This window comes from uncultured Tateyamaria sp. (assembly GCF_947503465.1).
Lineage (GTDB): Bacteria > Pseudomonadota > Alphaproteobacteria > Rhodobacterales > Rhodobacteraceae > Tateyamaria.
In genome coordinates this window covers 705,388-724,255 of record NZ_CANNDN010000001.1, presented here as the reverse complement: position 1 = coordinate 724,255, position 18,868 = coordinate 705,388, and the positions used below count along the sequence as shown (strand labels likewise).

Annotated in this window: 23 protein-coding genes and 1 pseudogene; 9 read left to right on the top strand and 15 right to left on the bottom strand. The window is 60.9% G+C overall.

All coding sequences use genetic code 11. The annotated features are described in order from the left end of the window. The first annotated feature begins 25 nt into the window (after window positions 1-25). Window positions 26-154: a hypothetical protein gene (locus Q0844_RS03710; protein WP_299042216.1), complete on the top strand. Its 129-nt coding sequence runs from the start codon at window positions 26-28 to the stop codon at window positions 152-154. 179 nt (window positions 155-333) lie between these two features. Here the strand turns inward: Q0844_RS03710 and Q0844_RS03705 are convergent, their stop codons facing one another. Both Q0844_RS03705 and Q0844_RS03700 read right to left on the bottom strand, forming a co-directional pair. Continuing rightward, window positions 334-1,728, bottom strand: a complete 1,395-nt coding sequence (locus Q0844_RS03705; protein WP_299042213.1) for a methyl-accepting chemotaxis protein — start codon at window positions 1,726-1,728, stop codon at window positions 334-336. A 72-nt stretch (window positions 1,729-1,800) separates the two neighbouring features. After that, window positions 1,801-2,253 carry an iron-sulfur cluster assembly scaffold protein gene (locus Q0844_RS03700; RefSeq protein ID WP_299042210.1) on the bottom strand — a complete coding sequence of 151 codons (453 nt, stop codon included), beginning with the start codon at window positions 2,251-2,253 and terminating at the stop codon, window positions 1,801-1,803. A 75-nt stretch (window positions 2,254-2,328) separates the two neighbouring features. Between Q0844_RS03700 and hisI the strand changes: the two genes are divergently transcribed. Continuing rightward, window positions 2,329-2,691 (top strand): phosphoribosyl-AMP cyclohydrolase, encoded by a 363-nt coding sequence (gene hisI, locus Q0844_RS03695; RefSeq protein WP_299042209.1) that lies wholly within the window; start codon window positions 2,329-2,331, stop codon window positions 2,689-2,691. Between the two features lie 30 nt (window positions 2,692-2,721). Here hisI and gluQRS read toward each other — a convergent pair whose 3' ends face one another. The 4 genes and pseudogenes from gluQRS to Q0844_RS03675 form a co-directional block, all read right to left on the bottom strand. Beyond that, window positions 2,722-3,597, bottom strand: a complete 876-nt coding sequence (gluQRS, locus tag Q0844_RS03690) for a tRNA glutamyl-Q(34) synthetase GluQRS (RefSeq protein WP_299042208.1) — start codon at window positions 3,595-3,597, stop codon at window positions 2,722-2,724. After that, on the bottom strand, window positions 3,594-4,199 hold the full coding sequence (locus Q0844_RS03685) for a methyltransferase domain-containing protein (RefSeq protein WP_299042207.1): 606 nt from the start codon (window positions 4,197-4,199) through the stop codon (window positions 3,594-3,596). The genes gluQRS and Q0844_RS03685 overlap by 4 nt, the downstream gene beginning before the upstream one ends. Window positions 4,200-4,242: 43 nt before the next feature. Further along, a complete protein-coding gene (gene trmFO / locus Q0844_RS03680) occupies window positions 4,243-5,595 on the bottom strand; it encodes a methylenetetrahydrofolate--tRNA-(uracil(54)-C(5))-methyltransferase (FADH(2)-oxidizing) TrmFO (RefSeq protein ID WP_299042205.1) in 1,353 nt (450 codons plus the stop codon). 266 nt (window positions 5,596-5,861) lie between these two features. Beyond that, window positions 5,862-6,656, bottom strand: a pseudogene (locus Q0844_RS03675) (enoyl-CoA hydratase); the annotation flags it as partial. A gap of 48 nt (window positions 6,657-6,704) precedes the next feature. Between Q0844_RS03675 and Q0844_RS03670 the strand changes: the two are divergent. Then, window positions 6,705-7,142 (top strand): PaaI family thioesterase, encoded by a 438-nt coding sequence (locus Q0844_RS03670; RefSeq protein ID WP_299042203.1) that lies wholly within the window; start codon window positions 6,705-6,707, stop codon window positions 7,140-7,142. A 61-nt stretch (window positions 7,143-7,203) separates the two neighbouring features. Here Q0844_RS03670 and Q0844_RS03665 read toward each other — a convergent pair whose 3' ends face one another. After that, window positions 7,204-7,437, bottom strand: a complete 234-nt coding sequence (locus Q0844_RS03665) for a DUF1127 domain-containing protein (protein WP_299042201.1) — start codon at window positions 7,435-7,437, stop codon at window positions 7,204-7,206. Window positions 7,438-7,530: 93 nt separating this feature from the next. Between Q0844_RS03665 and Q0844_RS03660 the strand changes: the two genes are divergently transcribed. Beyond that, window positions 7,531-8,946, top strand: coding sequence for a PLP-dependent aminotransferase family protein (locus tag Q0844_RS03660; RefSeq protein ID WP_299042198.1), 1,416 nt, complete (start codon window positions 7,531-7,533; stop codon window positions 8,944-8,946). Here the strand turns inward: Q0844_RS03660 and Q0844_RS03655 are convergent. Together Q0844_RS03655 and Q0844_RS03650 are read right to left on the bottom strand one after the other, a co-directional pair. Continuing rightward, window positions 8,943-9,989, bottom strand: a complete 1,047-nt coding sequence (locus Q0844_RS03655; RefSeq protein WP_299042195.1) for a hypothetical protein — start codon at window positions 9,987-9,989, stop codon at window positions 8,943-8,945. The genes Q0844_RS03660 and Q0844_RS03655 overlap by 4 nt on opposite strands. Further along, a complete protein-coding gene (locus tag Q0844_RS03650) occupies window positions 9,989-10,327 on the bottom strand; it encodes a hypothetical protein (RefSeq protein ID WP_299042192.1) in 339 nt (112 codons plus the stop codon). The genes Q0844_RS03655 and Q0844_RS03650 overlap by 1 nt, the downstream gene beginning before the upstream one ends. A gap of 137 nt (window positions 10,328-10,464) precedes the next feature. Here Q0844_RS03650 and rplM point away from each other — a divergent pair, with 137 nt between their 5' ends. Then, window positions 10,465-10,926 (top strand): 50S ribosomal protein L13, encoded by a 462-nt coding sequence (gene rplM / locus Q0844_RS03645; RefSeq protein WP_299042191.1) that lies wholly within the window; start codon window positions 10,465-10,467, stop codon window positions 10,924-10,926. A gap of 2 nt (window positions 10,927-10,928) precedes the next feature. Then, entirely contained in the window at window positions 10,929-11,417 is a 489-nt protein-coding gene (gene rpsI, locus Q0844_RS03640; protein ID WP_299042189.1) for a 30S ribosomal protein S9, read from the top strand. Window positions 11,418-11,479: 62 nt separating this feature from the next. On the opposite strand, the gene Q0844_RS03635 is transcribed toward rpsI, so the two are convergent. After that, window positions 11,480-12,349, bottom strand: coding sequence for a lysophospholipid acyltransferase family protein (locus Q0844_RS03635; protein ID WP_299042187.1), 870 nt, complete (start codon window positions 12,347-12,349; stop codon window positions 11,480-11,482). A 250-nt stretch (window positions 12,350-12,599) separates the two neighbouring features. On the opposite strand from Q0844_RS03635, the gene Q0844_RS03630 reads away from it, so the two are divergent. After that, a complete protein-coding gene (locus tag Q0844_RS03630; protein ID WP_299042186.1) occupies window positions 12,600-13,565 on the top strand; it encodes an LLM class oxidoreductase in 966 nt (321 codons plus the stop codon). A 10-nt stretch (window positions 13,566-13,575) separates the two neighbouring features. Here Q0844_RS03630 and Q0844_RS03625 read toward each other — a convergent pair whose 3' ends face one another. The 5 genes from Q0844_RS03625 to metA are packed head-to-tail and all read right to left on the bottom strand — an operon-like array spanning window position 13,576 to window position 17,394. Then, window positions 13,576-13,896 carry a hypothetical protein gene (locus Q0844_RS03625; RefSeq protein ID WP_299042184.1) on the bottom strand — a complete coding sequence of 107 codons (321 nt, stop codon included), beginning with the start codon at window positions 13,894-13,896 and terminating at the stop codon, window positions 13,576-13,578. A gap of 40 nt (window positions 13,897-13,936) precedes the next feature. After that, on the bottom strand, window positions 13,937-14,554 hold the full coding sequence (locus Q0844_RS03620) for a TetR/AcrR family transcriptional regulator (RefSeq protein WP_299042183.1): 618 nt from the start codon (window positions 14,552-14,554) through the stop codon (window positions 13,937-13,939). After that, window positions 14,547-15,416 (bottom strand): polyphosphate kinase 2, encoded by an 870-nt coding sequence (ppk2, locus tag Q0844_RS03615; protein WP_299042181.1) that lies wholly within the window; start codon window positions 15,414-15,416, stop codon window positions 14,547-14,549. The genes Q0844_RS03620 and ppk2 overlap by 8 nt, the downstream gene beginning before the upstream one ends. Before the next feature lie 54 nt (window positions 15,417-15,470). After that, window positions 15,471-16,442 carry an alpha/beta hydrolase gene (locus Q0844_RS03610; RefSeq protein WP_299042178.1) on the bottom strand — a complete coding sequence of 324 codons (972 nt, stop codon included), beginning with the start codon at window positions 16,440-16,442 and terminating at the stop codon, window positions 15,471-15,473. Window positions 16,443-16,446: 4 nt separating this feature from the next. Further along, window positions 16,447-17,394 carry a homoserine O-succinyltransferase gene (gene metA / locus Q0844_RS03605; RefSeq protein WP_299042176.1) on the bottom strand — a complete coding sequence of 316 codons (948 nt, stop codon included), beginning with the start codon at window positions 17,392-17,394 and terminating at the stop codon, window positions 16,447-16,449. A gap of 215 nt (window positions 17,395-17,609) precedes the next feature. Here metA and Q0844_RS03600 point away from each other — a divergent pair, with 215 nt between their 5' ends. After that, window positions 17,610-18,494 carry a hypothetical protein gene (locus Q0844_RS03600; protein WP_299042174.1) on the top strand — a complete coding sequence of 295 codons (885 nt, stop codon included), beginning with the start codon at window positions 17,610-17,612 and terminating at the stop codon, window positions 18,492-18,494. A 10-nt stretch (window positions 18,495-18,504) separates the two neighbouring features. Continuing rightward, entirely contained in the window at window positions 18,505-18,864 is a 360-nt protein-coding gene (locus tag Q0844_RS03595) for a hypothetical protein (protein WP_299042173.1), read from the top strand. The last annotated feature ends 4 nt before the right edge of the window (window positions 18,865-18,868 follow it).

Below are 18,868 nucleotides of genomic sequence, written 5' to 3'. Positions count from 1 at the left end.
GGCAACTTGAAGACGGAGATGCCCGATGACCACACTGCGCCAAATCAAGGATATTGCCACCCGCGCCGAAGCCTCTTTGCTGCAGGACGCGGTGGGCGCAGCAGCCCTGGCCGTGATGCTGGTTGTTGGCTTGCATCTTCCGGTTTTGATCTGAGTTCTGCCTGCGATCTTGCTTGATCCCATACAGCGCCCGTCCCAGGTGCCGTTTTTTGTGTCCTTCCGGCTCTGCCTGCCGTTTCGGACGCCCCCGTTTGCCTCGGGGCCACAGGATCTGTCCCATGCAAGAGACGCTTTCCTTGCGCCGCCATCCGCCCGGATGTGCGGCGCTTTTTTTCAAAAAGTGTAGGCGAGGCGCAGAGCGCCCCAATGCTGTGCCCGGACAATGATCGGGGCCGACAGATCCTTCATCATTTTGAAGCTGCCACCGCCCATGTCGCGGCGATAGACCTGCAAAAGGAAAGGGGCCTTGTTGCGCCCCGCCTTCAGACCCACCCGGTCGTCAAAAATGCGCCGGTTGCGGCAGTTGGCGGTGTTCCAGATTTCGTCATCGGTTTGCGGGCGCGAAAATTTGGTGTTGTGCGTGGGCAGGTAGCCATTGATGTCCACGGCGGCGCAGAACACGACACGATCATCAAAGGCAAGTGCGGGTTCCTGTATCGGCGGCAGCAACTGATCAAGTATGTCGTTGTACGATGTTGCAACCTGCTGCGGGCGCGTGTCCGGAATCGCGACATAGCTGCGATCAAAAAGGGTTGCCTGTGAAAGTAAGCCGCTGTTCAGGGCATCTTCGAATACGGCGCTGACCTTGGCCGCTTGGGCCCGGACATATTCGATGAACGGCGCATCATCGGTCATGCCGCCCAAACCGGCGCTGGCCTGTACAATCTCTTCCGACGTATCGACCATTCGTTCGATGCGGGCATGCGCCTCGACGATGCCGTCCGAGGTTTCGGCAATGCTGCGCCCTATGCCGTGCATGCTGGGCCCAAATGCCGCGACTGCCTTGTACACGCGCGCGGTGTGTCCCGCGATGCGGCTCGCTTCGGACTTGGTTGATTCAACGGACTGTTCCATGCGGCCAAGGGCGCGGTCGGTTTCAGCACTTTGTTCAATCACACCCATCGCCTTGTCCGCCACGGTGCTGGATTCCGCACCTAGGGTGGCGATCCATTGCGTCAGCGTTTCGATATTGGCCGAGATTTCCGCCGCGGCCGCCTTGGTTTTTTGCGACAGTTCGTTGATGGCCTCGGCCACCACGGCAAAGCCGCGGCCGGCATCACCGGCCCGCGCCGCCTCGATCTTGGCATTGATGGCGAGCGTGTTCACCTGCATCGAGATGGCGGCGATCTGGCTGTTGTTGGCCTTGACCGCTGCAAGCGTCTGGCCGACATCGCCGCTGCGCTCGGACAGGTCCTGCACCCACGCGGCCACATCGCGCGACCGTGCACCCAGATCGCGTACCAGATCCACAGATTGCCCCACATCCGCAAAGGTTCGATCGACGCTGTCCACAAGGTCTTTGGAGGCCGCATCGACGGCCGTGTTTGCCGTTTCGATTTCAGTGGCCCCGTCCGACACCACCCTGAGCGCTTTACGCTGGTCACGTGCCTGCGTCTCGACCAGATCAAGGAACCCGGCAAGGTCCACAATTTCATATCCAAGCGTCGAGGCGGCGCGCGCAAGCGCATGCAACTGGGACATTTCCGGAAAATCTGGCTGAGCCGTCATGGCATGACCCTGGGCAGTTGTGGACTGCTGCAGGGCTAGACCCGAAATCTTCAAATTTTCCTAAGATCGGCCTCAGGCACAATCAGATTGCAGGGCCTGTTCCATTGCTTCGGCTGTCGCTTCGATGCTGAGCAGGATCGACGCGTGGCGGTTCTTGTAGTCGCGTGCCGGTTCCAGAACTTCGAAACCGTCAAATGGCGCCGCGGGCACGGGTCCGTTGGATTTCAGCATGGCACGCAAGGCGTCGCGGCCTGCTTGCACGTCCCGGAGCGTGAGTCCGACGACCGCCCCCCCGGTGACGGCTGCGGCGGCCTGGCCCAAGGCACAGGCTTTTACGTCCTGACCGAACGACGTGATCCGGTTGTCTTCGACCTGCACGTCGACGGTCACCGTGGATCCACACAGCGGCGACCGCTTCTTGACCGTGGCGTCGGGGGTATCGAGGCGCGCGTGGTGCGGAATGTCCGCAGCCAGCCCCAGAATGCGGCTTGAATACAGCTTGATCAGGTCGGTATCGGCGGGCATGGCCCCTCCGCTCTGGTGTCGCAATTGCTTTGTCCCTATTTAAGCGGCCCTGACCCAGATGCAAAAGGTTTTGCAATGTCCGCTTTCGATCCTGCCACGCTTACTTTCAATGACCAGGGCCTGATCCCGGCCATCGCGCAAGACGCGGACAGCCACGAGGTTCTGATGATGGCGTGGATGAATGCCGAAGCGGTGGCACGCACATTGGATACGGGGCGCGTGACCTATTGGTCGCGGTCGCGCCAGTCCTTCTGGATCAAGGGCGAGACATCGGGGCATGTGCAATCGCTTGTGTCCATGCGCGTGGATTGCGACCGGGACTGTCTGCTGGTGCTTGTGCACCAGGTCGGACCCGCCTGCCATACAGGGCGGCGCAGCTGCTTCTATACGGACGTGACCGACGGGGACGAGGTCGAACTGTTGGCGCCGATGGAATAGGGGGCTGTCCGCCCCCTGGCGCCGGCGTACTCACCCCTGCGGATTTTTCTGAAACAGGGACGGCAGGCCCACCATCGCGCGGATGTCGTCCGGGCTGGCCCCATCGGCGCGGTACTTTGAAATCGCGCGGGCATCGTCGCGCTTTGCGAGCCGCTTGCCCGTGGCGTCGCGTATCAGCTTGTGATGGTGGTACATAGGCGTCGGCAGGCCAAGCAGGTGCTGCAAAATGACATGGATTCCAGTCGCTTCGGCCAGATCGGCGCCGCGCACTACATGCGTGATCCCCTGTGCGGCGTCATCGACGACAACTGACAGGTGGTAGGATGTGCCCATGTCCCTGCGGGCCAGGACGATGTCACCGATTGTCCGTTCCGGAGCGTCAATACCGTGGCTCCCCGCATGTTCCCCGGTCTCGGCATATGTGGGTGTGGTGTCCATTTTCCCAAGTGCTTTGCCAAGATCGAGGCGCAAGGCCACCCCTTTTGGCCTGGACCCAATGCGCGGATGTTTCATCCGGCAGGTGCCCGGATAGATGACGCCGTCGGGACCGTGCAGCGGGGCACCTTCCTGCGGTGCCTGAGCCGCGGCACGGATGTCGCGCCGGTTGCAGTCGCATTGGTACAAAAGCCCGTGATCCCACAGCGTATCCAGCGCCCGCCCATAGGCGCGTGCGTTTTCCGATTGAAGCAGGACCTGGCTGGGCCATGCAAGGCCAAGCCAGCGCAGATCGTCGTAAATCTGCGCCTCCCATTCCGGGCGGGCGCGGCTTTGATCGATATCTTCGATGCGCAACAGGAACGTGCCGGATCGCGTGCGGGCCATGTCATGCGCCAACATCGCGGAATAGGCATGGCCAAGGTGCAGTGGTCCCGTTGGCGATGGTGCAAATCGGGTGACGAAACTCACGCTTTTTCAAGCACGTAGACGTTGGATTTCAAGTTGATACCTGGCAAATGATCACCGTGTTGCTTGAACCGGAGCCGGGCCGCGCCGCAATCGGTCCATTCGGCGACGCCGCCCTCGTTTGCGGGGTCTTCGAGCGCATGGTCGTTGAAGGAAAAGACCAGCTTGCCGCCGGATGGCAAGGCGCGCATCAGAAGGTGCAGCACGTCGATGGGTGCGGCCCCGGCCCCTATGACACCGATGGCCGCGATGGCTGTATAGTTGTCACGGGGCAGCGGCCCACCCGCTTCGATCAGATCGAGATGGCGGTACACGGTCTTGTCGCGCGCGCCCGCCAGCATCTCGTTGGACAGGTCGACCCCGTCGATGGCGGCGAAACCCGCCAGCTTCAGCGCCAGACCGGACAATCCCGTGCCACACCCGAAATCCAGAACAGGCGCGGCGAGGTCATCCACATATGTCTTGAGCGCCTCGGCACAGCGGGCGGGTGTGGCATAGCCGTTTTCCGCCACTTCTGCCTCGTAACTGGCCGCCCAGTCATCATAAAGGGCGCGGGTCGAAGCCGCGTCGCGGGCCGTATAGGCCTTGTCGAGAAATCCGGTCATGGACGGAACAGTAGCGGGTGAGGCCCGTATCCGTCCAGTAGGGTCAGGCGGCAGCCGCCTGCGGGGCGAGCCAAGCCTGCCAATCGGCCTTGGCCCGGTCGGTATAGGCCTTGTACCGGTCCTTGCGCCCGCGGCGTCCGCCACGCAGCCCGTCGACCGGCGGGAACAGCCCGAAATTGACGTTCATCGGTTGGAAGGTCTTGGCGTCTGCACCTCCGGTGATGTGCGTGATCAGCGCCCCCATGGCCGTTGTGTCGGGCGGCATGTCAAGCGTGCCGCCCAGCAATTCTGTCGCGGCGGCGCGGCCCGCAAGCAGGCCCATGGCCGCGGATTCGACATAACCTTCGACCCCGGTGATTTGACCGGCAAAGCGAATGTTGGGACGCGACAGCAGCCTCATATCTGCGCTAAGCAAGGTGGGCGCGTTGAGAAAGGTGTTGCGGTGAATGCCGCCCAGCCGTGCAAAGCGGGCGTCTTCGAGGCCGGGAATGGTTTTGAAAACATCGGCTTGGGCGCCATACTTCATCTTTGTCTGGAAGCCGACGATGTTGTAGAGCGTGCCCAGCTTGTTGTCGCGGCGCAGTTGCACAACGGCGTGTGGTTTGACGTCAGGCTGGTGCGGGTTGGTCAGACCGACGGGCTTCATCGGGCCATGGCGCAGGGTTTCGCGCCCGCGCTCGGCCATCACTTCGATGGGCAGGCAGCCATCGAAATAGCCAGCGGTTTCGCCGTTGTGAAATTCGGTTTTGTCGGCAGCCAGAAGGGCGTCGATGAACGCATCGTACTGTGCCTTGTCCATGGGGCAGTTCAGGTAGGCTGTGCGCTCTTCCTCTGTTTCGCCCTTGTCATAGCGGGACTGCATCCATGCCTTGTCCATGTTGATCGAGTCGAAATAGACGATGGGGGCAATGGCATCGAAAAACGCCAGCGCCTCGGCGCCGGTTTCAGCGGCAATGGCCTGACCCAGGGCGCTGGACGTCAGAGGGCCAGTGGCGATGATCCAATGACCGGCGTCAGGCAGGGCCGTGATTTCACCGTGTTCGACGGTCACGTTCGGGTGCGCCATCAACGTATCGGTCACGGACTGCGCAAACGGGTCACGGTCCACGGCAAGGGCCCCACCGGCGGGCAGGCGGTGTTTGTCTGCCGTTTGCATGATCAGACCGTTGGCGGCGCGCATCTCCCAGTGCAGCAAACCCACGGCGTTCTGTTCGCTGTCATCCGAGCGGAACGAATTCGAACACACCATTTCGCCCAACAGCCCGGTTTGGTGGGCAAAGGTGCCGACCTTTGGCCGCATCTCGTGAATGACGACCTGCACGCCCATGTTGGCGGCTTGCCACGCAGCTTCGGACCCGGCCATGCCGCCGCCCACGATGTGAAGAGTGTTTGTCATGGCGCGGATGTAGGGCAGGCGCGCTGCGCGCGCAACGTGGATCAGTGATTTTGCCGGAGGGAGTTTTGGGGTCGCCGCTGCGGGAATGGTCGGTCAGAGAGAGGCTGACCTGGAGGGACCTTCCGCCTACGGCGACCCAAAATCGTCATCGGTTTGTTAACCGTGTCTTATTTGTGCCCCATTTGTGCCCAAATTGCCAGTGGTTAGTTGGAAATAATCGGGTCACGATTTGGAAACAACCAAAAGTCGTATCGGATTTTACGGGCTTATTGCGTCCAGTCGGGCGAGCGCTTTTCGATAAAGGCGTCGATGCCTTCGGCCGTGTCGGGGTTCAGCATATTGGTCACCATCACTTCACCCGTATAGGCATAGGCCTGCGCAACCGGCATCTGAAGCTGTTCGTAAAAGGCTTGTTTGCCGATCTTGACCGCGCTGCCCAGCTTGGCGGCGATGCGGGTGGCCAGCTCCTGGGCGGTACTGTGCAGGTCATCCATGGGTACGGCATGGTTAACAAGGCCCAATTGGACCGCGCGGTCCGCTTCGATGAACTCACCCGTGGTTAACATCTCGAATGCCTGCTTGCGGGGAATATTGCGGCTGAGCGCCACCATGGGCGTCGAGCAGAAGAGACCGATATTGACCCCGTTGACCCCGAACCGCGTGCCATGCGCTGCCACCGCCAGATCGCATGTCGCCACCAGTTGGCAGCCGGCGGCCGTGGCGATCCCGTGCACTTGCGCGATGACGGGCTGGGGCAGGGATTGCACCCGCGCCATCATGGCGGCGCAGCGGTCAAAGAGGTCCTTGAAGTAGGCCGCCCCGCCATCCGCAGCCTGTCGGCCCGCCGTCATCTGTTTCAGGTCATGGCCCGCGCAAAACGCCTTGCCTGCGCCCGACAGCACAACCGCGCGCACCGATCTGTCCTCGGCCACGTCATCCAATGCGCCGTGCACTTCGGCGATCATCTCGTCCGACAATGCGTTCAGCCGATCCGGCGCATTCATGCGCAGATGCGCCACCGCGCCTATGACCTCACGTTCCAGAATTGCCATCTTGCTCTCCGTTGCGTTTGCGGCTCACCCTAGGGCAGGGACAAGGGAAGGAAAAGCATGGCCGTTCAGATGACTGCACCCGAGATGAACGCGTTTCTGCAAAAGGTGTTTCTGGAAGTCGCGGGCGAATTTCTTGTGGAAGACGTGAGCGAGGACGGCGTTGTGTTGCGCCTGTTGGTGCAGGACCGGCACTTGCGTCCGGGCGGCACCGTGTCCGGACCGGCCATGTTCGGGCTGGCAGATGTCACCGCCTACATGGTGACGCTGGCGCATATCGGGCCACGTGCGCTTGCGGTGACCACCAATTGCTCTATCGATTTCATGCGCAAACCCAGGGCCGGCGTTGACCTGATAGCGCATGGGCGGCTGTTGAAGCTGGGCAAGCAGTTGTCGGTTACGGATGCGCTGATTTATTCCGATGGCGACGACAAGCCGGTCGCGCGTGCCAGTTTGACATATGCGATACCGCCACAGGGCGTTGATCTGCCGGCGTAAAAAAAACGGCCGGGATGAAACCCGGCCGCAGGGAAGAGGTCTGGCGGACGCCACGGGGATGTCACATCCGCCAGAACACGCGCCGCGACTCGCGTTCGGCCTCGGCGGGTGTCAATCCAATGTCGCGCAGCAGGTGCGGGGGGAGCTGGTGCAAGGCATGCCTGCTGCGGCGACGTTGGCCCCATTTCGACAGCACCACGGCAACGCGCAGCGCGATCACGGAAGCTGCCGGAATGCGATTTTGCGCAGTCAGGTAAGCCAGGTGCGAGGCGGGCGTTTGCATGTGGTGTGCCATGGGAATCTCCTGAATTGTATTGACACAATATGGCGTAACTGCCATTCTGTAGTGATACAATGCGGGATCACCTAACGCTACGGAAACATTGTAATGGGTACAATTTGGTCGCCGGAACTGCTGGATGGGCAGGGCCCGAAGTACAAAGCTGTCATGCAGGTGATCCGGCAGCGAATTACGGATCACGACCTGACTCCGGGGGACAAGCTGCCGCCGGTGCGGGATCTGGCGTGGAGCCTTGGGATCACGCCTGGCACGGTGGCACGCGCCTACACGTTGCTGACCGATGACGGCACCCTGACGGCCGAGGTCGGGCGTGGCACCTTTGTCGCGCAACCTGATGAAAAAGGGCCACTTTTTACCGATGTCCCGCTTGAGATCGACAGTGCGACCCACAATTCCGAAGCGCAAACCTGGAACGTCAATCTGTTCTCTCCGCACTTGCCGAGTGTGGGGCAGGCAACGCTGATCCGCGGGCTGTTGGCCGAGGTCGCGCAGGACCCGCCATCGGGCATGATGCACTACCCGACCCGCAGCGGCGGCGCACCTGCCCGCACGGCCTGTGCGGCATGGTTGGCTGGGGCGCCCATCGGGTCGTTCGGGCCGGATGACATCGTGCTGGCCAATGGTGGGCAGAACGCGATTCTGCTTGTGTTGCAAGCGCTTCTGAAAGGGCGCCGCCCGGCGATCCTGGTCGAGGACCTGGCCTATCCCGGATTCCGGCGCGCGGCAGAGTTGCTGCGCGCAGACGTCATTCCCGTGGAAATGGACGCGGATGGCGTGATCCCCGAGGCGCTGGAGGCCGCCGCCAAGGCTCACGACGCGCAGGTGTTCTGCACCTCGCCCGAAGTGCACAACCCCACATGCGGCTTCACCCCGCTTGAGCGGCGCGAAGCGTTGGCCGATGTTGCCAAGCGCCACGATCTTCAGATCCTCGAAGATGATTGTTACAGATTGGGGCAGGCACAGGCGCCCAGTTATCGCATGATTGTACCAGAACGAACTTGGTACATTTCCTCGATCTCCAAATCCATCACGCCTGCGCTGCGCCTGGGCATTACGGTGACGCCCAAAGGGCGGGCCAGTGTGCTGCGGCGCACGGCGGAGTATTCGTTCTTTGGCCTTGCTACGCCCATGACCGACCTCTTTGCGGCCCTTCTTGTGCATCCGACGCTGCCGGGTCTGATGGACAGCGCGCGCAACGGAATTGGCACATATGTGCACCGCGCGGTGAACGTGTTGGGCGGATACGATATCGTTTGGCGCGCGGACGTGCCGTTCCTGTGGCTACGCTTGCCCGAAGGATGGCGGGCGGGCGCCTTTGTGCAGGCGGCGGCTCAGCAGGGCGTGGGCATTCGCGCCGCCGAGGATTACGCCTGCCGTGATGCGCGCACGCCCCATGCCGTGCGGATCGCGATCAATGCTGGCGTGTCGTTGCAGTCGTTTGAGAGGGCGATCGAACGGTTGCGCGACCTGCTGGACAACCCACCGGACCAGATCGGGGTCTAAAGCAGCCCGCCGGCCCCCCAGGCCAGACCAAAGCCGATGGTCAGCGCGGACAGCAGCGCGGCATAGCCTGCCAGCTTGATCCAGGAGAACGGACGCTCGCCGAAGGTGCGCCCCTGCATGCCGCACACCACGACTTTCATCGGCGTGCCGTCATATTGATAGTGCAGGATCCACACCGGCAGCAGAATGCGACGGTAGCGTATGCCGCTTGTCCCCGTGGTGTAGCGAATGTCGTGCACGCCGGATTTGCGCACATGGCCCTTGATCCGGTTGCGGATCAGCAGGTCCTTGTCCTCTGCATTCGCATCCAGCCCTTCGGCCACCGACTGATGGTGGCGCTCGGCCCCAAAGCCCGCCAGGTAACCGGGACGGTACGGGCGCAGGCGGCGGGGGTCGAAATCGTGCAGGATGCCATCGCGGATCAGGGGGGTGACATGGGGCGAGGCGGGGACCAGCAGATCGTCAAAGCGGATGCGCAGCGCGCCGGAGGTGGACCGTGTCACTGTCCGTTTGTTGCGGCGCACCTTGTATTTGGCCCAGTAATTTACCGCTTCTTCGCTGTCGAAGGTCCAGAACGGCACGTACAAACCTGCCACCCGGGCCCCCGACACCACAGAAGTCAGGCTTGACGGCGCCGCCCACCGCCCGGCGACCCAATCCAGGGCCGCACGCTGCGCGTCCCGGTCCGGCACGCGGAAGGGGATCAGCGCCTTGGTCTGGTACCCGGTGTCGCTGGTCGCCAGTACCACCGGACCGTCGCAATAGGCGCAGCGTTCCGACAGGGTCTGGCCCACGAACACCACATCGCCGCCGCAGGTTTCGCAATGATGTACGCGGGTCTGTGTGGTCTCGATCGGATCGGCTTCGGGCGCATCCGGGTCGAACTCGAATTCGGTCGCAGCGTCGGCGTCCCGGTCGGTTTCAAGTCCATAGCGCGTGGCGCAACTGGAACAGACCAGCGCCTGCTGCGAGGGGTCATAGACGCACTGACCCGCGCAATTGCGGCATTGCAGGTCCGACTGCACAGCACTCAGGTCCTGCATCAGTCGGACTCCATGATCGCCATCGCGATCTCAAGCAGGATGCGCAGGCGCAGCCATCCCCGGTCAATCGCCGCCTCCAGATCACCATTCACCGCCCAATCGCCAAAGATCGTTGCGATGAACCATGTCGTCATCAGCCAGAAGGCCACCATCGACCAGCCGCGCAATGACCGTAGCCACCCGGCCGAACCATGTTTCAGTTCGTGCTTGGCCTCGTAAACCACGATCAGTTTGCGCATGGCGGGCACCCCGATGGCCGTGGCGCAGACCAGCAAACCGAGCGTGGCGGCGGCGGGCACGGCCAGTCCGGTCAGCATGGCATCTCCAAATCGGCGCATTTTGTGGGGTAATATGATACCTTATTTTCAAGCATTTGTTTTTGTTATATAAAAACCATCATGACGCAGTTGACGTGACTTTGATCTGCTGTATAACCGCGCAATCTGAAATTCCACCCCTCAAGGGATTCACTCACATGAAAACCTATACCGCAACACCTGCGGACATCGACAAGAAATGGATCCTGATCGACGCCGAAGGCGTTGTTCTGGGCCGCCTTGCCTCGATCGTCGCCATGCGTCTGCGTGGCAAGCACAAGCCGTCCTTCACGCCGCACATGGACATGGGCGACAACGTGATCATCATCAACGCGGACAAGATCCAGTTGACCGGCAACAAGCGTCACGAAAGCCATTACTGGCACACCGGCCACCCCGGCGGGATCAAGTCGCGCACCAAGGAACAGATCCTGACCGGCGCACATCCCGAGCGCGTCGTGACCCTCGCGGTCAAGCGCATGCTGCCCGGCAACCGCCTGTCGCGCCAGCAAATGACCAACCTGCGTGTCTATGCCGGGGCCGAGCACCCGCACGAGGCACAAAGCCCCGAAGTTCTGGATGTGAAATCCATGAACAAGAAAAACACCCGGAGCGCATGAGCATGGCTGACGAAATCAACACACTCGAAGACTTGCAAGCTGTTGCGGGCGACGCCGCCCCGGCAGAGGTCGACCTGACGCCCCGCGAACCTGTCCGGGACGAATTCGGGCGGTCCTATGCCACCGGCAAACGGAAAGACGCCGTAGCCCGCGTCTGGATCAAACCCGGTTCGGGCAAGGTCACCGTGAACGGCAAGGAACTGAACACCTATTTCGCACGTCCCGTGCTGCAAATGATCCTGCGCCAGCCGTTCGAGGTTGCCGGTGTCGAAGACCAGTTCGACGTGACTGCGACCGTCAAGGGCGGTGGTCTGTCGGGTCAGGCCGGTGCGGTCAAGCACGGCATTTCGAAAGCACTGCAGCTTTATGATCCCAGCCTGCGCGCGGCCCTGAAAGCCGCAGGCTTCCTGACCCGCGACAGCCGCGTGGTCGAGCGTAAGAAATACGGTAAGGCCAAAGCCCGGAAGAGCTTCCAGTTCTCCAAGCGTTAAGCTTTATATCGTTCGAATGGTCAAATGGGCTGCCCTATGGGGTGGCCCTTTTGCTGTGCGGATCAGGGCAACGTGTTGGCCCGCCCACGCCGCGCGCCATGGACCCGCACCACTTTCCGGCCCTTCGCCTCTTGGCCCAGGCGCAGGGTTGCAGACCGCAACAGCGCCACACCGTCATCAGAGTTGCGCGGCAGGTCCGAGGCCGGGATGGGGCGCCCGATCGTGATGCGAAACGACTGGCTGCCTTTGTTCAGAGTTTCATGGAACAGGGTAATGTCCCGCAACGTCGGATGGATCAGGTCCAGCAGGTAAAACAGCGCTGAATTGCGCGCGTGGATATGGATCGGGACAATAGGCAGATTGTATTTGCGCGCGATCATAGCGGCCGACGGCATCCACGGACGCTCGCAAAGGCGCAAACCCCGCCGCTTGGCCAGCCGCCCGGACGGGAAGATGATGCCAAGCCGCCCCTCGGCCACGGCGTCCCGCGTATAGGTCATCGTTGCACGCGTCTTGGCGTGGCACCGCTTGTCATGGCGCCATTCGACCGGGGCAATCATTGTCGACACCTGCGGCAAGACCCGCAAGATGTCAGCGTTTGCGTAAAAGAACAGATCCGGTCGGACAGGGGCCAACACGTGATGCAGCATGATGCCGTCAGCGATGCCTGTCGGATGGTTTGCCACGATCAGCGCGGGACCTTTGCGTGGGACAAAATGCAACCCAGTCACAGAAACATCCTGGGCCAGCAACTGACCGACGCGCTGCATCAGGGTGGCGGTCTGTTCGTCTTTCAACTGCGTGGCCAGATCGACTGTCTTGTCGTAGCTCAGCACCGACATAAGGCTGTGTCGCGCGACACGGCTGAGTGTGCCGGGGCGAAACAGCCACGGTGCGCGTTCGGCCACCAGAGGATCCAGGCGCTCTTTCATACGCGGGCTTTGACACGTTAAGTGCGACAGACAGACAACAGGTTCACGACAGTCTTGTGTCAGGCAAGGGTGCGCGCATTCGGGTCTTGTGATGCGCAGCGTCCCGCCAAAGCGGCAAAAGTCAGTGCGCGACGCAGATGCGCGCGGGACAAAGCCAGGCGGGCGCATTCTGCACACCGCGGTTTTTTCGATTGACGCGGAACCGCTGCTGCGCAGGGTGGATCACCAAACACTGCGGCGTGCCCGGACCATGACTGACCCCTTCTTTCCGAAAATGAACCGCGGCTACAACGCAACCTTTCAACCAGGCCGCCTGAGCATCGGGCTGTTCCTGCCGATCGAAGAGTACGGCCCCGAAGACATACCGACGCTGGCGCGTCATATCGAGCGGGTTCAGCTTGCTGAGAGCTTGGGCTTTGCGGCAGTCTGGTTGCGCGACGTGCCCTTCAACGTGCCAGCCTTTGGCGATGTCGGTCAGATGTTCGACCCGTTTGTGTATCTGGGCGCGCTGGCGGCCAGTACCCGCCGGATCGGTTTGGGGGTGGGCAGCGTCATCCTGCCGTTGCGCCATCCTGCCCATGTGGCGAAGGCCGCCGCGTCTGCCGATGTGTTGTCCGGCGGGCGGGTCATGCTTGGCATTGCATCCGGCGACCGGCCCGAAGAATATCCGGCGCTGAACATGGAATACGACAACCGTGGGGCCCGGTTTCGGGACAGTGTGCAATACATCCGCGCCTGTTTTCAAAGCTATCCCAGGTTGGACGCCGCGCAGGGTGTGCTGAACGGGCATATTGACATGGTGCCAAAGCCGGTGGCCGGGCAGGTGCCCTTGCTGATCACGGGCGGCAGTCAACAGACACCGGACTGGGGCGCGGAACATGGCGACGGGTGGATCACCTATCCCCGCAATGCCCAGAACCAAAAAGACATGATTGCCCAGTACAGGCGCTACGTCGCTACGGTCGGGCAGGGCGACAAGCCTGTCATGCAGTCGCTTTATGTTGATGTGCTGGACAGGTCGGACGCGCGCACACGGCCCATCGTGCTGGGCTATCAGGCGGGCACATCCTTTTTGGTCGATCACCTGGCGGACCTGCAAGCCATGGGCGTGAACCACGTGGCGTTGAACCTGCGCTACAATTTCAGCGATGTGGAAGAGACGCTCGGGCGACTAGCCCAAGAGGTGCTTCCCCATTTTCCGACGGGACAGGCATAGCCCGGCGCGATCACTCAGGGCACATGTTTGTTGGAACAAGCACAAAGTGCTCATTGCCGGAAGATAATGTCCGGCGTTCCACGCAGGCGGTTTCGATGATTGTTACCGCGACCGACATCGATGCCGTCGATAGGGATTTTGGCGTGCCGTCTGGAAACTCCAACGCAAATCGCACGGAAAAACCCGCGTCCGAACTGGTGTCGGCCGATCCCAGCACGCGCGCGGTCAAGAAATCACGATCAACCACCGGGTCAGGCCGCACATAAAGTACAGTTGCCACCACCGCGCCCAGCCACAAAACCGCGACAACACCGATCCATGTGTGTTCCAAGACCCACGCCTGCACCGTTGGTGGCAAGAAACGCAGCAGCCTAGTCATCGCCAGGCAACAGGCCCAGGCCGCGCAGATAGATCCCGATGCCGGTTTCAAGCAGATCCTCGGGCGGGAAGGGGGATGCGCGACCGGGCGAATTGCGGGCAAACAACTCGACCACCCCGTGGCTCATGGCCCAGATATGGGCGGAAAACATCGCGGCAGGGGGGCGTTTGCCTTCCGGGATATGCTGGCTCAGGTCTCCGGCGGCCTTTTCCAGAACCGCATTTGCGCGGGCCGCAACATCGGCCAGTTCAGGCGTGCGGTTCACCGAAATACCACTTTCGAACATGGCGATGTAATGACCGGGAAACCGGCGGGCAAAAGCAAGGTAGGCCCGTCCTGTCGCCTCGAATGCGGCAAGGGCTGAGGGTTGGCCCGACTGGTAGGCATGCTCCATCAGGTCGGCAAAGATGCCATACCCCTGGCGCGCGCATTCCGCGATCAGGTCTTCGCGCCCTTCATAGTGCCGGTAGACAGCAGCCGGTGTTACTCCGGCCTGCTTGGCCGCCTCGGACAGGGTGAAACCTGTCGGACCCTTGTCTGTGATCAGTTGCAGCGCAGCTTCGATCAGGGCCTGTCGGAGGTTACCGTGGTGGTAGCCGCGTTTAGGCATCCCAGATGTCCGGACCGCCACAAATGTCTTTATCTATTTTTCCAATGGCTTGCGGGTCTTTGTTTGTGTAGTCTAGGCCGTGCAGAACCGTGCGGATGGCGTTCAGCCGGGCGCGTTTCTTGTCGTCGGACCGGACAATGGTCCACGGGGCGTGGCTCGTGTGGGACCGGTCCAGGGTCTCGCGGATGGCGGATGTGTAGGCGTCCCATTTCTTCAGCCCCTCAACATCAATCCAGCTTAGCTTCCATTGCTTCAGCGGATCGCGTTCGCGGGCCATGATGCGGCGCAATTGCTCGGCGCGGCAGACGTTCAGCCAGAATTTGAAGACGTGAATGCCATCGTCGACCATCATGGCTTCAAACGGGTTCACCTGGACAAAGAAATGTTCGCGTTGCTTCGGGGTGCAAAAGCCGAACACCTGCTCCACCACGCCCCGGTTGTACCAGCTGCGGTCAAAGAACGCGATCTCGCCGCCCGCAGGCAATTGCCGGACATAGCGCTGGAAGTACCATTCGGTCGCTTCGGTCTCGGTCGGTTTCGAAAGGGCCACAACGCGGGCACCGCGCGGGTTCAGGTTTTCGCGGAACCGTTTGATTGTACCACCTTTTCCTGCTGCATCGCGGCCTTCGAACACGCAGGCGACGCGGCACCCGGTGGTCGACACCCAGTCCTGCATCTTGACCAGTTCGATCTGCAAGGCTTCCATCTCACGCTCGTATTGCTTTTTGCCCATCCGTTCGCTGTGCGGATAGGTCGGCGTCAGGATGTCATCCTTGTCCGCCGCGGTGATCTTGTCGCGGATGTCATCGGGCGCGCCGGAGGTGAAGAACTCCGTGATCGCACCATCAAAGGGAAGGCTCATGGTCCGAGGCCTCAAGTTACTGCTCTTAACATGCAATATGGGCGAGAGTGGCGCCTAACGCAAACCCGCACGTGCCGCGACGCGGTCAATGGCGTCAATCACCGCGGCCGGATGGGTGTGTTGAGGCATATGGCCCGCACCAGGCAGCACGGTCACGTTTGCCCCCGCGATCTGGCCAGGCAACTTGGCCGAATGCACATCAAGCGGCACAATCGTGTCGGCATCGCCGTGGACCACCTCGACGGGAACGTCGATGTCGCCATAGCGCTGCGACAGATCCACCACGAAGGGCCGCAACCAGTTCACTTGCCGCGCATTGGCGCGCATGGACACCCGGCGCAGGATCAGGGCAGGGCCCACATGGTCGATGTAACCTTCGGGTGCGGCTTGGGGGGCAAAGATGTTCGATACCACGTTGTCGATATAGGTCGCGGGCACAAAAGCCGACAGAACCGGCACCATCAGGCCGCCACCCCAGGCAGAGCCATTGACCTGATAGGTCCAGTCCAGATCGCCGGGCCACGGGTTGGCGACACCCGCCACAGATACAACACCGGCCAGATCGTCGAATTCAACGGCCCAGGCAAGGGCGACGATGCCGCCAAAGGAATGCCCCAGCACGATGGGGGACTTGACCCCCAATTGGTCCGTTGCTGCCTTCAACAGGCGCGCTTGCTCGGTCGGGTTGGCGTGTGCCGTGCTCCAGGCAGCTTTGTGTTCGGGGGCGATCTGTTCGGTCCAGCCCAGGCCGGGACGGTCCAGTATCGTAACCCGGTACCGATCCTTGACCATGTCGGCAAAGGCAAAGGTGAAATCGCGCGTGTTGCCGGATGCCCCGTGGATCAGCACCAGGTCCGGTCCCTGTCCCATCTGTTCGACATGCACATCGACGCCATTCACATCGATGATCTGCCCTGTGGGTGGAAAGGCAGCCGCCGCATCGCGGTCGCGTTTGGCGGCCAGAAGCTGCACCAGCACCACCAGCAGGGCCACAAGGCCCAAAAGAACATAAAGACCTGTTTTCATACCCTCACCCCCGCAGATCAGTGCGATCCTGCCCGATCCGCTTCATGTCATACGGGGTGGTGAGATAAATCTCGGACAGCCAGTTGCCATAAAGAAGGTGCGCATGGCTGCGCCAGCGGTTGGCCGGACGTTGCGCGGGGTCGTCGTCGGGGAAATATCCGACGGGCAGGGCAATCGCGGCCCCTTCGACCTGCACATTGGCAAGGTCGCGATCATATTCCTGCTTCAGCGTATCGCTGTCATATTCAAAATGATTGAGGATATAGAGCGCCCGGTGACCCGGATCTTCGATCAGACAGGGGCCGGTGACGTCCGACCCCAGCAGGATCGGCAGACCCGCGGCTTCGACTTCGGGCGCGCGCACCTCGGTCCAGCGGGACACGGGCACCACGCAATCGTCCGAAAACCCCCGCAGATAGGGCGAGGCCGGCGCCAGGTTGGCGTGACGGTACGCGCCAAACAGCTTGGATCCCAGCAGATGCTTGGGCACCTTGTGGAAATGGTGCAGCATCGCCATGCCGCCCCAGCACACGCCAAACGTGGAATGCACATTGGTCTGGGTCCAGTCCATGACCTCTTCCAGCTCTCTCCAATAGTCCACATCCTCGAAATCCAGATGCTCGATCGGGGCGCCCGTGATGATGAGACCGTCAAATTTCTGGGCCTTCACCTCCTGAAACGGGCGGTAAAAGCTTTCCATATGCGCGGCGGCAGTGTTCTTGGTCTCGTGATCCGACATGCGGATCAGGCTCAGCTCGATCTGCAGCGGCGTGGCCCCGATGAGGCGCGCAAACTGGGTTTCGGTCTGGATCTTCTTGGGCATCAGGTTCAGCAGCCCGATCTTGAGCGGCCGGATATCCTGATGCGCGGCCAACTCCTCGTCCATGACCATCACGCCCTCGTTCGTCAGAACGTCATAGGCGGGCAGGGTGGATGGCAGTTTGATGGGCATGAAAGCAAACCTTGTGTCTTGGACCGAGGTAGATAAACGCGAAGTCGGCAGGTTTCCAGCGCAGATCGGGCCAGAGCTCTCACGAAACATTAACGGTTTAATCACGCCTGCGTTTTTTCGGGGGTGATATCGTCTCGCTGCAAATTCGTGGGGGAGAAACAATGCACGTACCAAATACACCGGTTTGCGCGGCTGTGCTGACGGGACTTGTGGCAATGTCTGCATGTACCGTTCCGGATGTTTCAACCGAGGCCAAATTACTGGATGCATCGGTTGCAGTATCAGAGAAGAAAGACGTTCCATCGGTTGTCGCAGCGGCAAACCAAGAGCGAGATGAGGCAAAAAAAAGTGCAATCTCGAACAGTTTTCAGATATACAGGGCACCCACTGCTTGCTCGAAGCTCGGAAGCGTCGGTGTGAGTGACACGGCTTTCGCAGCCTGCAAACTCGACGCGGTTTTTCCGGTTCCAGACGAACCGAGCACCGCTGTTTTCAGGGAAGCCACTTGGGAAGTCATTAGATCCTATGCGGATGCTGTCAACGCTCTTGCACGCGACGAGTCGGCCAAGAAGATCGGTGAAAACCTTTCAGCGTTGCTGGCAGCATCCAATGGATTAAAGCATTCCATCGACGAAGACAGTGACGTGCTTGCGATTGCCGAAAGCGATATCAAGACCGCCGCGAGCCTAGCCACACGACTAACTGAATCCGCGCGAGCGCGCGCTTTGAAACGGTTGGTCGATGATGCCCATGATCCGCTTGAAACGATGATCGATCATCTCATCATCCATGATCGCAAAACCTCTGGGCTGAAGGAGGCCGCGCGAGAACTGACCAAAGCCAGTCAAGCGCTGGATGAGGCGCGCCCAAGCCCAACCCCGCGTCCTGTGACACCTGCCGAGTTCCGCGCATACAGCCAAGCGGTCACAGACTATGAAAAGGCTTTCAAAACATTTCGCACAATTTTCGACCAAAGCGAAACCAAGCGATTGATGACGATTTGGAAGGCACATCAAGCCCTTCGAGCAGCGCTCGGAACTGACCAAAACATCGAAGCCACGCTTGGTGTGCTCGAAGACTTGAAATCACTTACAGAATAGGAACGGAGTTATGACCACAGATGTAAATGTCGTTGATTACAAGAAATACAAAACACTGATTTCCGAAGCGATTGAAACTGAAGGCGCGTTGTCTGATGAGGCCAACAAAACTGGGACAAGCGAAGATGATCGCGACAAACTGCTGGCATTGCGTAAGCAGATAAGCAAACGCCGCCAAGATATGGAAGATGCGGTCGAGGTCTATATGACCAGTGATGCGCCCGAAGCCGCGTCTGCCCAATGGCGGTTGCGCAAAACTGTGGAACAGGCAAATGATGCGCGCGAGTCGATTGAAGATGTTGCAACAGCGCTGGCCGGCGCTGCACGTGTTTTGAACATCATTGCGCGGTTTATTGACCTTGTGACGTGACCCC

Bases quoted from the DNA above. Each gene is read 5' to 3' on its own strand.
- rplM (WP_299042191.1), top strand. From the start codon at position 10,465: ATGAAAACCTATACCGCAACACCTGCGGACATCGACAAGAAATGGATC.
- metA (WP_299042176.1), bottom strand. From the start codon at position 17,394: ATGCCCATCAAACTGCCATCCACCCTGCCCGCCTATGACGTTCTGACG.
- Q0844_RS03600 (WP_299042174.1), top strand. From the start codon at position 17,610: ATGTCTGCATGTACCGTTCCGGATGTTTCAACCGAGGCCAAATTACTG.
- Q0844_RS03630 (WP_299042186.1), top strand. From the start codon at position 12,600: ATGACTGACCCCTTCTTTCCGAAAATGAACCGCGGCTACAACGCAACC.
- Q0844_RS03660 (WP_299042198.1), top strand. From the start codon at position 7,531: ATGGGTACAATTTGGTCGCCGGAACTGCTGGATGGGCAGGGCCCGAAG.
- rpsI (WP_299042189.1), top strand. From the start codon at position 10,929: ATGGCTGACGAAATCAACACACTCGAAGACTTGCAAGCTGTTGCGGGC.
- Q0844_RS03710 (WP_299042216.1), top strand. From the start codon at position 26: ATGACCACACTGCGCCAAATCAAGGATATTGCCACCCGCGCCGAAGCC.
- Q0844_RS03655 (WP_299042195.1), bottom strand. From the start codon at position 9,989: ATGCAGGACCTGAGTGCTGTGCAGTCGGACCTGCAATGCCGCAATTGC.
- Q0844_RS03635 (WP_299042187.1), bottom strand. From the start codon at position 12,349: ATGAAAGAGCGCCTGGATCCTCTGGTGGCCGAACGCGCACCGTGGCTG.
- Q0844_RS03705 (WP_299042213.1), bottom strand. From the start codon at position 1,728: ATGACGGCTCAGCCAGATTTTCCGGAAATGTCCCAGTTGCATGCGCTT.
- Q0844_RS03610 (WP_299042178.1), bottom strand. From the start codon at position 16,442: ATGAAAACAGGTCTTTATGTTCTTTTGGGCCTTGTGGCCCTGCTGGTG.
- Q0844_RS03700 (WP_299042210.1), bottom strand. From the start codon at position 2,253: ATGCCCGCCGATACCGACCTGATCAAGCTGTATTCAAGCCGCATTCTG.
- Q0844_RS03650 (WP_299042192.1), bottom strand. From the start codon at position 10,327: ATGCGCCGATTTGGAGATGCCATGCTGACCGGACTGGCCGTGCCCGCC.
- Q0844_RS03685 (WP_299042207.1), bottom strand. From the start codon at position 4,199: ATGACCGGATTTCTCGACAAGGCCTATACGGCCCGCGACGCGGCTTCG.
- Q0844_RS03595 (WP_299042173.1), top strand. From the start codon at position 18,505: ATGACCACAGATGTAAATGTCGTTGATTACAAGAAATACAAAACACTG.
- hisI (WP_299042209.1), top strand. From the start codon at position 2,329: ATGTCCGCTTTCGATCCTGCCACGCTTACTTTCAATGACCAGGGCCTG.
- Q0844_RS03665 (WP_299042201.1), bottom strand. From the start codon at position 7,437: ATGGCACACCACATGCAAACGCCCGCCTCGCACCTGGCTTACCTGACT.
- Q0844_RS03620 (WP_299042183.1), bottom strand. From the start codon at position 14,554: ATGCCTAAACGCGGCTACCACCACGGTAACCTCCGACAGGCCCTGATC.
- ppk2 (WP_299042181.1), bottom strand. From the start codon at position 15,416: ATGAGCCTTCCCTTTGATGGTGCGATCACGGAGTTCTTCACCTCCGGC.
- trmFO (WP_299042205.1), bottom strand. From the start codon at position 5,595: ATGACAAACACTCTTCACATCGTGGGCGGCGGCATGGCCGGGTCCGAA.
- Q0844_RS03670 (WP_299042203.1), top strand. From the start codon at position 6,705: ATGGCCGTTCAGATGACTGCACCCGAGATGAACGCGTTTCTGCAAAAG.